The sequence below is a fragment of the Streptomyces sp. NPDC051561 genome (assembly GCF_044454195.1).
Lineage (GTDB): Bacteria > Actinomycetota > Actinomycetes > Streptomycetales > Streptomycetaceae > Streptomyces.
In genome coordinates, this window is sequence record NZ_JBITDM010000005.1 from 507,025 (window position 1) to 518,492 (window position 11,468).

Annotated in this window: 10 protein-coding genes, 1 rRNA gene and 1 pseudogene; 3 read left to right on the forward strand and 9 right to left on the reverse strand. The window is 71.5% G+C overall.

What is annotated here, in order from left to right; genetic code table 11:
• Positions 1-26: 26 nt before the first annotated feature.
• The gene (locus ACIA73_RS15740; RefSeq protein ID WP_399439020.1) at positions 27-842 is read right to left on the reverse strand and encodes a TlyA family RNA methyltransferase; all 816 of its coding nucleotides are present in this window, start codon (positions 840-842) and stop codon (positions 27-29) included.
• Between the two features lie 7 nt (positions 843-849).
• Complete coding sequence (locus ACIA73_RS15745) at positions 850-1,128, reverse strand: hypothetical protein (RefSeq protein WP_399439058.1); 279 nt, start codon at positions 1,126-1,128, stop codon at positions 850-852.
• Positions 1,129-1,296: 168 nt separating this feature from the next.
• Here ACIA73_RS15745 and ACIA73_RS15750 point away from each other — a divergent pair, with 168 nt between their 5' ends.
• A complete protein-coding gene (locus ACIA73_RS15750; RefSeq protein WP_399439021.1) occupies positions 1,297-1,647 on the forward strand; it encodes an SCP2 sterol-binding domain-containing protein in 351 nt (116 codons plus the stop codon).
• Here the strand turns inward: ACIA73_RS15750 and ACIA73_RS15755 are convergent.
• The 3 genes from ACIA73_RS15755 to ACIA73_RS15765 are packed head-to-tail and all read right to left on the reverse strand — an operon-like array spanning position 1,631 to position 4,748.
• Positions 1,631-2,566 (reverse strand): ABC transporter ATP-binding protein, encoded by a 936-nt coding sequence (locus ACIA73_RS15755; protein ID WP_399439059.1) that lies wholly within the window; start codon positions 2,564-2,566, stop codon positions 1,631-1,633. The genes ACIA73_RS15750 and ACIA73_RS15755 overlap by 17 nt on opposite strands.
• 38 nt (positions 2,567-2,604) lie before the next feature.
• Positions 2,605-3,672 (reverse strand): FecCD family ABC transporter permease, encoded by a 1,068-nt coding sequence (locus ACIA73_RS15760; protein ID WP_399439060.1) that lies wholly within the window; start codon positions 3,670-3,672, stop codon positions 2,605-2,607.
• Between the two features lie 14 nt (positions 3,673-3,686).
• Positions 3,687-4,748, reverse strand: a complete 1,062-nt coding sequence (locus ACIA73_RS15765; protein WP_399439061.1) for a FecCD family ABC transporter permease — start codon at positions 4,746-4,748, stop codon at positions 3,687-3,689.
• A gap of 166 nt (positions 4,749-4,914) precedes the next feature.
• Between ACIA73_RS15765 and ACIA73_RS15770 the strand changes: the two genes are divergently transcribed.
• Positions 4,915-5,841, forward strand: a complete 927-nt coding sequence (locus ACIA73_RS15770; RefSeq protein WP_399439022.1) for a siderophore-interacting protein — start codon at positions 4,915-4,917, stop codon at positions 5,839-5,841.
• A 360-nt stretch (positions 5,842-6,201) separates the two neighbouring features.
• On the opposite strand, the gene ACIA73_RS15775 is transcribed toward ACIA73_RS15770, so the two are convergent.
• Positions 6,202-7,239, reverse strand: coding sequence for an HAD-IIA family hydrolase (locus ACIA73_RS15775; protein WP_399439023.1), 1,038 nt, complete (start codon positions 7,237-7,239; stop codon positions 6,202-6,204).
• Between the two features lie 72 nt (positions 7,240-7,311).
• Between ACIA73_RS15775 and ACIA73_RS15780 the strand changes: the two genes are divergently transcribed.
• Positions 7,312-8,595: a DUF1015 family protein gene (locus ACIA73_RS15780; protein ID WP_399439024.1), complete on the forward strand. Its 1,284-nt coding sequence runs from the start codon at positions 7,312-7,314 to the stop codon at positions 8,593-8,595.
• 89 nt (positions 8,596-8,684) lie between these two features.
• On the opposite strand, the gene ACIA73_RS15785 is transcribed toward ACIA73_RS15780, so the two are convergent.
• The 3 genes and pseudogenes from ACIA73_RS15785 to rrf form a co-directional block, all read right to left on the reverse strand.
• On the reverse strand, positions 8,685-9,497 hold the full coding sequence (locus ACIA73_RS15785; RefSeq protein WP_399439062.1) for a hypothetical protein: 813 nt from the start codon (positions 9,495-9,497) through the stop codon (positions 8,685-8,687).
• Between the two features lie 300 nt (positions 9,498-9,797).
• A pseudogene (locus tag ACIA73_RS15790) lies at positions 9,798-10,931 on the reverse strand (hypothetical protein); the annotation flags it as partial.
• Positions 10,932-11,181: 250 nt separating this feature from the next.
• Positions 11,182-11,298 (reverse strand): 5S ribosomal RNA (gene rrf / locus ACIA73_RS15795).
• Positions 11,299-11,468 lie beyond the last annotated feature (170 nt).

Genomic DNA, 11,468 nt, shown 5'->3' on the forward strand with positions numbered 1-11,468 from the left:
CGTTCCTGTGGTCGTCCCTGTCGTTGTCAACGAGGCCCCTCCGCCACTGCACGGTCAACATCCGCCGGGTCGAGTTCGGGTGCCCCCGCCCGGAGCCACAGAAAGTACTCGACATTTCCGGAGGGCCCGGGCAGCGGACTGGCCGTCACACCCTGCACCCCCAGGCCGAGGCCCCACGCCTGTCGCGCCACGTTCCGTACCGCGTCCGCGCGCAGTTCGGTGCTGCGCACCACTCCCCCGGTGCCGAGGCGCTCCTTGCCGACCTCGAACTGCGGCTTGACCATCAGCACCAGGTCGGCGTCGGGGGCGGCGCAGCGTGCCAGCGCGGGCAGAACCAGCCCCAGAGGGATGAACGAGAGATCGCCGACGACGAGGTCGACCGGCACCCCGTCGATCATCTCCAGGGTCATCTCACGGACGTTGGTGCGGTCCTTGACGGTGACCCGCTCGTCGGACTGCAGCGACCACGCCAGCTGCCCGTACCCGACGTCCACGGCCACCACGTGCGCGACCCCGGCCCGCAGCAGTACGTCGGTGAAGCCGCCGGTGGAGGCTCCGGCGTCCAGCGCCCGGCGCCCCTCGACCTTGAGGCCGAGCGGGGTGAAGGCGGTCAGCGCCCCGGCCAGCTTGTGGCCGCCGCGCGAGACGTAGTCGGGGTCGTCGTCGTCCTTGAGCACCACCAGGGCGGCGGCCGTCTCGACCTGGGTCGCGGCCTTGGTCGCCACCGTCCCGGCGACCTTGACCCGGCCGGCGGCGATCAGCTGGCTCGCGTGCTCCCGCGAGCGTGCGAGCTTCCGGCGGACCAGCTCGGCGTCCAGGCGGCGGCGTGCCACTCCTGCCACTTCTCGTTCAGCTCCTGAGGTCGTACGGGGAGGACGCTGACGCCGGTGGGGCCGTCGGTGTCGTCATCGGTGAAGCGGAGGGCGCCGGAGGTCCCGGGCGTGCGTCGAGCGCGGTGAGCGTTTCACGCAGCCCCCGGTGTACATCCTCGTACACCTCGATGTGTCCGTCCGCCGTGAGGTGGTCGACGTCGGCAAGCCGCTCCAGGCGGGCGTCCACCTCGGCGTTCCCGGTGGTGCTCCGGACCACCCCGAGCGGCGCGGGCGCGGCCGGGTCGTACGCCACCATGTCCTGCGCCGCCGTGCCCCCGGCCGGGCCGGTCCCGGTGCCCGCTGATTCCTCGACATCCATGGTCATGACGCTACCGCGAAGGCCGCGAACCCGTACCCGGGCCCCGGCCGGGCGGCGGGCACCTGGCGGGGTTCGGACACCTGCCCTGGGGTACCGTCGGCGGTGATGGCGACCATGGAGGAGTGCCGCGGTGCACTCGACAAGCTTTCGGACAATCTCAGCGGCTCCGACCACGACGGCGTGCGCAGCGTCGACGGGTTCGACCGCTCGCTCAGCTGCCACATCACGGACCTCGACGCGACCTTCACCGGCCGACTCGCGGACGGCCGGATCACCGTCGAGGACACCAGGCCGGGACCGCCCCGCGAGCGCGCCCAGATCCGGCTGGCGATGACCGGCGACGACCTGGTCGCGATGGTCAACGGCGAGCTGAACTTCGCGAAGGCCTGGGCGTCGGGCCGGGTGCGCCTGGAGGCCGGTTTCCGCGACCTCCTGCACCTCAGGAAGCTGCTTTAGCCACCCGCTCATCCACATCCCCGGCAGCACTCCCGGTGGCGTCCCCGGCCGCTCGCACGGCCCAGTCCACCAAAACCCGCGCCTTCCGCGCGGCCGGCACCACCAGCGGTGTCCCGGTCTCCGGATCGGCGATGACCTGGCACTTGAGCCCGAAGACCCGCTCCACCAGCTCCGCCGTGACGACCTCTTCGGGCGTGCCCTCCGCGACCACCTTCCCGTCCCGCATCGCGATCAGATGCGTGGCGTAGCGCGCCGCGTGATTCAGGTCGTGCAGGACGGCGACCAGGGTGCGCCCCTGCGTCTCGTGCAGCTCCGCGCACAGGTCCAGTACGTCGATCTGGTGCTGGATGTCGAGGAAGGTGGTCGGCTCGTCCAGGAGCAGCAGCGGGGTCTGCTGGGCGAGCGCCATGGCGATCCACACGCGCTGGCGCTGACCGCCGGACAGCTCGTCGACGTACCGTTCCGCGAGCTCGCCCACACCGGTCGCGGCCATCGACTCGTCGACGATCCGCTCGTCCTGCGGCGACCACTGGCGCAGCAGTCCCTGGTGCGGGTAGCGGCCCCGGGCCACCAGGTCCGCGACGGTGATCCCATCGGGTGCCACCGACGACTGGGGCAGCAGCCCGAGCGTCCTGGCGACCTTCTTCGCGGGCATCGACCCGATGGCGTTCCCGTCGAGCAGCACCCGCCCCTGCGACGGCTTCAGCATCCGCGACAGGGCGCGCAGCAGTGTCGACTTTCCGCAGGCGTTGGGGCCCACGATGACGGTGAAGGAATGGTCCGGGATCTCGACCGAAAGGTCTTCGGCGATGACCCGCTCGTCGTATCCGAGGGTCACCGATTCCGCGACGAGACGCTGCCGGGAAGGCTGCGAGGGCTGGTCCTCGGACTGCCGGGACTCCCTGGCCTGCTGGAACATCGGGTTCGTACTCCTGCCGTTCGCGCTCTTGCCGCTCTTCATATCCGTCCCGCCTTGCGCTCCGTCACCAGCAGCCACAGCAGATAGCAGCCACCGACCACTCCGGTCACCACACCGACCGGCAACTGCCGCTCGCCGAACGCCTGCTGGGCCACCCAGTCCGCACTGACCAGGAGCCCCGCGCCCATCAGCGCCGCCGGGAACAGGTTCGGCCCCGGCGACCGGGTCAGCCGCCGTGCGAGCTGGGGCGCGCTCAGAGCTACGAAGGCGATCGGCCCGGCCGCCGAGGTCGCCGCGCCCATGAGGAGTACGGCGCACAGGATCAGCACCACCCGCGTCCGCTCGACCGGCACCCCCAGCGCGTACGCCGAGTCGTCGCCCATCTCCATCATCCGCAGCGCCCGCCCGTGCCCGAGCACCACCGGGATCAGCACGGCGCAGATGACCGCGAGTGGCACCACCTGTTCCCAGCCCTGCCCGTCCAGCGTGCCGGTGATCCACTGCACCGCCCGCGTGGCGTCGACCAGGTCCGCCTTGGTCAGCAGGTACTGCATCACGGCGGTCAGCATCGCGGCGGCGCCGATCCCCACCAGCACCAGCCGGTAGCCGTGCACCCCCCGCTGCCACGCCAGCAGATAGACCAGCACACCGGTGACCAGACACCCGGCCAGCGCCCCCGCCGCGACCGCCCAGTTGTTTCCCCGGAACAGCACGATCATGAGCAGCGCCCCGACCGTCGCCCCCTGCCCGAAGCCCAGCACGTCCGGGCTGCCGAGCGGATTGCGGGAGATCGACTGGAAGACCGCTCCGGACACCCCGAGCGCGGCCCCGACCAGCAGCCCGGCCAGCACCCTGGGCAGCCGTACGTCCGAGACGATGAACTCCTGGGCGGGCACCCCGTTGCCGAGCAGCGTCGAGACGACCTCTCCCGGTGTCATCGGGAAGTCACCACTGCCGATGAGCACCACTGCCACCGCCAGCGCCACCACCGCGAGAACCACCGAAGCGACCACCGGCCGCAGTCCGAACCGCAGCGAGAGAGCGCCCCCCGCCCGTACCGTCCGGGTCCCGGTGCGCCGCACCGGCGTCCGCTCCTCGCTCTTCACCTTGTCCTCGACACTCACAGCTGCCCCATCCGCCGACGCCGCACCAGGTGGATGAAGACCGGGCCGCCGATCAGCGCGGTCACGATCCCGACCTGCAGTTCCGACGGTCGCGACACGACCCGGCCCACCACGTCGGAGCCCAGCAGCAGTACGGGGGCGAGCACGGCGGCGTACGGCACGATCCACCGCATGTCGGGCCCGGTGATGGCCCGCACCAGGTGCGGCACCATCAGCCCGACGAAGACGATCGGCCCGCAGGCCGCGGTCGCGGCGCCGCACAGCAGCGTCACGCAGACCATCGCGAGCACCCGGGTCCGGGTCAGATGGACACCGAGCGAGCGCGCACTGTCCTCGCCCATCTCCATCGCGTTGAGCGGCCGCGCGATCAGCAGCGCGAGCACCAGTCCCGCCACGATGAACGGCCACACCTTCGACACCACCGCCATGTCGGCGGAGGCCAGCGACCCCACGGTCCAGAACCGCAGCCGCTCCAGCGCCGCCGAGTCGAGCAGCTGCACGGCGTTCACATATCCGAAGAGCGCGGCGGTGGCCGCCGTTCCGGCGAGCGCCAGCCTGACCGGCGTCGCCCCCCGGCTGCCGCCCAGCAGATAGACCAGCGCGGACACCAGCGCGGCCCCGAGGAACGCGAACCACACATACCCGGTGAGCGAGGTCACGCCGAGGAAGCTGATCGCGGAGACGACGGCGGCCGACGCCCCCGCGTTCACCCCGAGGAGTCCCGGCTCGGCCAGCGGATTGCGGGTCAGGCCCTGCATCACCGCCCCGGCCGTACCGAGCGCGGCTCCGGCGAGCACGCCGAGGAGGGTGCGGGGCACCCGTACATCCCGGATGATCACGTCGTCGCCCGCGCCCGAGTAGTGCGCGAGCCCGTGCCACACCTCGCCCAGCGACAGCGTCTTGGCGCCCACGGCAATGCTCAACAGCACCACCAGCACCAGGACACCCAGGGAGACCAGCAGTCCGGCGGCACGCATCGCGTTGCGCTGTCTCACGGACCGGGAGACGGACGGAGCGGAGGCGGGCTCCACGCTCTGTTCGGGGGGACTGTCTACCAACACCTGGTTAGGTTAGCCTACCCTCCAATTAATCCCGTACGGAGAGCTACGCCGTCCCGCCACGGCGCTCCTCGCCACGCCCGCGCACCGCCTGCCCGTCACACGCACGCTCTGCCGGTCGCACCGAGGTCCCCGCCGCCCCCGCGATCAGCCGAAGAGGCCGCCGATGACCACACCACAGCCGACCGCCACCACCCCCGTCCCAGCTCCGGTCACCGTCGCGGCCACCGCCCCGGTCACCGCGGTATCCGTCGCCGAAGCAGCACCGCCCGCCGACGCCCCCTACCACTGCTTCGACGTCCAGGTCCTGCGCACCGAGCGGCTCTCGCCGAGCATGCTCCGGGTCGCTCTCGGCGGCGAGGGTCTGCACCGGATGGGCTCGGCCGGCCGAGACCAGCGGATCAAGCTGTTCCTGCCGCACCCCGGTCAGGACGCACCGGTCGTCCCGAGGAGCGAGGACGGGAGCTGGTACGCCGAGTGGTGCGCGCTCGCCCCCGAGGTGCGCGGCATCATGCGGACGTACACCACCCGTGATCTGCACCGGGACCCCGACGAGCTGATCGTCGACTTCGCGCTGCACGTGGGCGCCCAGGGGCCGGCCTCGCGGTGGGCGAAGTCGGCCCGCCCCGGCGACCGGCTCTGCGCCATGGCCCCGACCGGGCCGGAGAACGGCGGCTACGACTTCCGGCCGCCGCCCGGCACCATGTCGTACGTCCTCGCGGGCGACGAGTCCACGCTTCCCGCGCTGGCCGGCATCCTGGCGGCGCTGCCCCCGGGCGCCACCGCAGAGGTCTGGATCGAGACCGCGAACGCGGCCGACCGCCAGGACCTCCCGACCGAGGCGGACGCGGAGATCAACTGGCTGGTCCGCGACGGCTCCTCCCCGCTCCTGGACACGATCCGCGCGGCCTCGCTGCCGGATCCCGCCACCGCCCCGTACCTCTGGATCGCGGGCGAATCCGCCGTGGTCCGCGCCCTGCGCCGCCACCTGGTCCAGGAGCGCGGCTTCGACCGCAAGGCCATCCGTTTCTCCGGCTACTGGCGGCGGGGCAGCAGCGAGGACCAGCTCATGGCCCAAGCAGAAGCGGCCTGAGCCCCTCACGCCCCTGAGCCCCTCACGCCCCTGAGCCCCCCGCCCCTGAGCCTTCACTGTCCCGGGCACCGCAGGATCCTGACCGCCCCACGGCCCTGAGAGCCTGTGTCTAAACCCCGGCCGGGCGCCCGCCGCCTGGCACGCACGCTCGCGGCGTTGCCGAAATGCCCTAGTAGCTCCTTCCCCGAGCTCTCAACTTCGTTCGAGCAGGGGAGACCCCAGCGAGGACCTTCCAGCGCCTTGCGATCGCACGCACCAGACGACGTTCGCTGATCCGACCGGGGTTTAGACACAGGCTCTGAGCCCCTCGCGCCCTTGACCACCGGGGCCGGTTGCCCACGCGGCGACCGGCCCCGTCCGCTACGCCAGGCCCGCCTTCTTCAAGGCCTCCCCCGCGTCCAGCCCACTCTCCCCGTCTCCCGCCTCGGTCCACGCCGCCGCACACATCGCCCGCAGCGCGTCCATCGGCTCCCCCTCGCCGTCCAGCCCCAGCGCATCCCCCCGCACCGAAGCCGTCCACCCCCCACACGTGAACGCCCCGTCCATCCGGACCACTTCGGGCTGCCCGGTCAGCAGTCCCCGCAGATCCGCGTCCACATACGTCGGCCGGTACTTCGCCTCCGCCGCCAGCAGTTGCGCCGCATCCGTCACGCCGGTCAGCACCAGCAGCGAGTCCACCCCGCCCCCGTTCGCTCCTTCGATGTCGGTATCCAGCCGATCTCCCACCACCAGGGCCCGCTCGGCCCCGGTGCGCAGAATCGTTTCCCGGTGCATCGGCGGCAACGGCTTCCCCGCCACCTGCGGCTCGGCCCCGGTGGCGATCCGTACGACCTCGACCGCCGCACCGTTCCCGGGCGCGATCCCCCGCGCGCTCGGAATCGTCAGGTCCGTGTTCGACGCGAACCACGGCACCCCCGCCCTGATCGCGTACGACGCCTCCGCGAACCGGCTCCACGGAAGGTCCGGCCCTCCGTACCCCTGCGCCACCGCGACCGGCGAGTCCTCCGCCGAGTCCACCGGCTCCAGCCCCCGCTCCCGCAGCGCGACCCGCAGACCCTCCCCACCGATCACCAACACCCTTGATCCTTCGGGGACCTGATCGGCGATCAGACGGGCCACCGCCTGCGCCGACGTGATCACGTCGCCCCGCTCCGCGGGGACCCCCAGCTCGGTCAGATGGGTGGCGACCGCGTCGGGCGTCCGGAGCGCGTTGTTGGTGACGTACGCGAGGTGCATCCCGGCGTCCCGCGCCTCACCGAGCGCCTGCACCGCGTGGTCGATGGCCTCGCCGCCCGCGTAGACCACCCCGTCGAGGTCCAGCAGCGCAGTGTCGTAGGCCTCCCTCAGCACCGCCTTGCTGCTGCCCGGACAGGTCCTGCTCTGCTGCTGGTGGCTCATTGACGATTCTCCTCGGTTCGCGGCTTCTCCCCCGATCATCACCCATCTCCCCACCCCATTTACGATGCACCAATGAGCACACCTGGGCCGCACGAGGACCACGGCCTGCGACTGGTCCCGCTCCGCGGGCTTCGCTATGTCCCGGAAGAGGTCGGCAGCCTCGCCGCCGTGACCTCTCCGCCGTACGACGTCGTGGTCCGCCCGGACGGCCTGCTCCACCTGGAATCCGCGGATCCGCACAACATCGTCCGTCTGATCCTCCCGCAGGCCGACACCGCCGCAGCCCGCCACCAGCAGGCTGCGGAGACTCTGCGCAGCTGGCTGGCCGAGGGCGTCCTGGCCCCCGACGACGAGCCCGCCCTCTACCTCTACGAGCAGTCCCGGAACGGCCTCCTCCAGCGCGGCATCATCGGCGCCCTCGCCCTCTCCACCCCCGAGGAAGGGATCGTCCTCCCCCACGAGGACGTCATGCCGCACGTCGTCGACGACCGCGCCGCCCTGATGCGCGCCACCGCCGCCAACCTGGAGCCCCTCCTCCTCACCTACCGCAGCCCCACGGGTCCCACCGGCACCACCACCACCGTCGAGCGCACTCTCACCCGTCCCCCGCTGCTCTCCACCACCACCGAGGACGGCTTCCACCACCGCCTGTGGTCGATCACCGACCCGGCGGAGGTCTCCGCGATCACCACGGACCTCTCCCACCACCAGGCGCTCATTGCCGACGGCCACCACCGCTGGGCGACCTATCTGCGCCTCAAGCAGGAGCACGCCCCGGCCGCCACACCCTGGGACTACGGCCTCGTCCTCCTGGTCGACACCGCCCGCTACCCCCTCCAGGTCCGGGCCATCCACCGCCTGCTGCACCGGCTGCCGGTGGCCGAGGCGCTGGCCGCGGTGGGTGATGCCTTCCGGGTACGCCGACTGAGCGTGCCCCTGACGGAAGCGATGGCCGCCCTGGCCGAGGCCGCCGCCGACGGCAACGCCTTCCTGCTGGCCGGCGACGGCACGTACCACCTGCTCGACCGCCCGGACCCGGACCTGCTCTCCCGCACGATCCGTTCCGACCGCCCCGCGGCCTGGCGCACCCTGGACGCGTCCGTCCTTCACGAAACCCTGCTCGCCCACCTCTGGCGCATCCCGGACGCCCCCGAGGACATCGCCTACATCCACGACACCGAAGCCGCCGTGGAGCAGGCCGAACGCCACGACGCGACGGCCGTCCTGATGCATCCGGTACGCGAGGAGGTGGTCCGGGACCTGGCCCGCCAGGGCGTCACCATGCCCCGCAAGTCGACCTCCTTCGGCCCGAAGCCGGCCACCGGCCTGGTCCTGCGCAGCCTCGAATTCAACTAGAAGTCCGGGGCTGACCCCGAACGTGAAAAGGGCGACGCCCCGGAACCGAAGTTCCGGGACGCCGCCCTTCTTCACACTCCGGCTCCGGTTCAGCCCTTGTCGTCGGCCGCGCGCTCGCCCTCGACGTCGGCCTCGGCCTTCACGGCCTCCTCGGCCGCCACCGAAGACTCCTCGACGGACTCGTCGTCCTGATCGTCGTCTTCGTCGTCCTCGGTGGCGGTGTCCTCAGCCTGGGTGTCGTCCTCGACGGCCTCAACGACCTGGACAACCTCGTCCTCGTCGCCGTCCAGCGCGTCGACGAACTCGACCCCGTCCAGCTCGGCGAGCCTGTCGGAGGCGTCCGTGCTGCCGTCCTTGTCCGCCTCGACCGACTTGGCGAACCACTCGCGTGCCTCGTCCTCACGGCCCGCCGTCAGCAGCGCGTCTGCGTACGCGTACCGCAGTCGCGCGGTCCACGGCTGTACGGAGCTGGAGCCGAGCTCCGGCCCCTGCAACGTGACGATGGCGGCGTCGATCTGCCCCATGTCGCGACGTGCACCGGCCGCGACCAGCCGCATCTCCACCTGACCGGCCTTGTCCAGCTTCTGCACCTCGGGCTCGCCGGCCATCGCCATGGCGCGCTCGGGACGGCCCAGACCGCGCTCGCAGTCGGCCATCACGGGCCACAGCTCCACGGTCCCGGTCATCCGGCGCGTCGCCCGGAACTCGGCGAGCGCCTCGGTGTACCGCTGGGTGGCGTACGCCGCGAAGCCGGCCGCCTCCCGCACGGCTGCCACGCGCGAGGCGAGCCGCAACGCGATCCGCGAGTAGGCGTACGCCTCCTCCGGCTCGTCGTCGATCAGCTTGGCCACCATGACCAGGTTCCTGGCCACGTCCTCGGCCAGCGTCTTGGGCAGGCTCATCAGCTCCTGGCGCACATCCGGGTCGATCTCGCGACCGGTGACGTCGTCCGGAATCGGCAGCCGCCTGATCGGCTCCCGCTCCCGCTCGTCCCGCCCACGGAAGCCCCCACGGTCACCGCCGCGGTCGCCACCCCGGTCGTCACGCCCACGGAACCCACCACCGGAACGGTCGTCCCGACGCGGCCCACGGTCGTCGTCCCGACGCGGCGCACGGTCGTCACGCCCACGGAAACCGCCCCGGTCCCCGCCACGGTCATCACGCCGCTCGAAGCCACCACCGGAACGCTCGTCCCGACGGAACCCGCCGCGGTCACCGCTCGGCCGGTCGTCGCGACGGAACCCGCCACGGTCGCCGCCACCACGGTTGTCATCGCGACGCTCGAAACCGCCACCGGACGGACGACCACCACGGTCATCACGCCGCTCGAAGCCACCACCGGAGCGGTCGTCGCGGCGGAATCCGCCTCGGTCGCCGCCGCGGTCGTCGCGTCGCTCGTAGCCACCGCCGCTGGGGCGGCTGCCACGGTCATCACGTCCACGGAACCCACCGCGGTCACCGCTCGGCCGGTCGTCGCGACGGAACCCGCCACGGTCACCGCCACCACGGTTGTCATCCCGACGCTCGAAGCCACCACCGGACGGACGACCACCGCGGTCGTCACGGCGGTCGCCACCACCGGCACGGTCATCGCGGCGGAATCCGCCACGGTCACCGCCACCACGGTTGTCGTCCCGGCGCTCGAAACCGCCACCGGCGGGTCGGCCACCGCGGTCATCACGCCGCTCGAATCCACCACCACTGGGACGGCCACCACGGTCATCACGTCCACGGAACCCGCCGCGGTCACCGCTCGGCCGGTCGTCGCGACGGAACCCGCCACGGTCGCCGCCACCACGGTTGTCGTCGCGACGCTCGAAACCGCCACCGGACGGACGACCACCACGGTCACCGCCACCCGCACGGTCGTCGCGGCGGAATCCGCCACGGTCACCGCTCGGCCGGTCGTCGCGTCGCTCGTAGCCACCGCCGCTGGGGCGGCTGCCACGGTCATCACGTCCACGGAACCCACCGCGGTCACCGCTCGGCCGGTCGTCGCGACGGAACCCGCCACGGTCACCGCCACCACGGTTGTCATCCCGACGCTCGAAACCGCCACCGGACGGACGACCACCACGGTCATCACGGCGGTCGCCACCACCGGCACGGTCATCGCGGCGGAATCCGCCACGGTCACCGCCACCACGGTTGTCATCACGACGGAACCCACCGCGGTCGCCGCCGGGGCGGTCGTCGCGGCGGAAGCCACCGCGGTCGCCGCCGCCTGCCGGGCCGCCGGCGGGCCGGCCGCCACGGTCGTCGCGTCGGTCGCCGCCACCGGAGCGGTCGTCACGACGGAATCCGCCACGGTCGCCGCTGGGGCGTTCGTCGCGACGGAAGCCACCACGGTCGTTGTCACGACGGGGACCGCGGTCGCCACCGCGGTTTCCGCCCCGGTCACCGCTGTTGTCGCGGTGACGCGGCTCCGGACGATCGTCAGGAGAGTTGGCCATGGGTGACTCCTAGTCTTCGGGTAACGCAGTCATTCTCGCGCAGTCGGCCATCCGACGCGCTTCGGGCAGAAAAAACAAAAAGGACCCTTGGTCCCAGCATGAACGCTGGGACCAAGGGTCCTTTTGAAAGATTGTTCGGCGGCGTCCTACTCTCCCACAGGGTCCCCCCTGCAGTACCATCGGCGCTGAAAGGCTTAGCTTCCGGGTTCGAAATGTAACCGGGCGTTTCCCTAACGCTATGACCACCGAAACCCTATCGGTTTCGAGCGAACAAGCACACTCTTCAATTAAGTGGGTTCTGCTCTTACCAGCAACTGTTCGTTGCTTCAGAACTAACACAGTGGACGCGAGCAACTGAGGACAAGCCCTCGGCCTATTAGTACCAGTCAGCTCCACCCGTTACCGGGCTTCCACATCTGG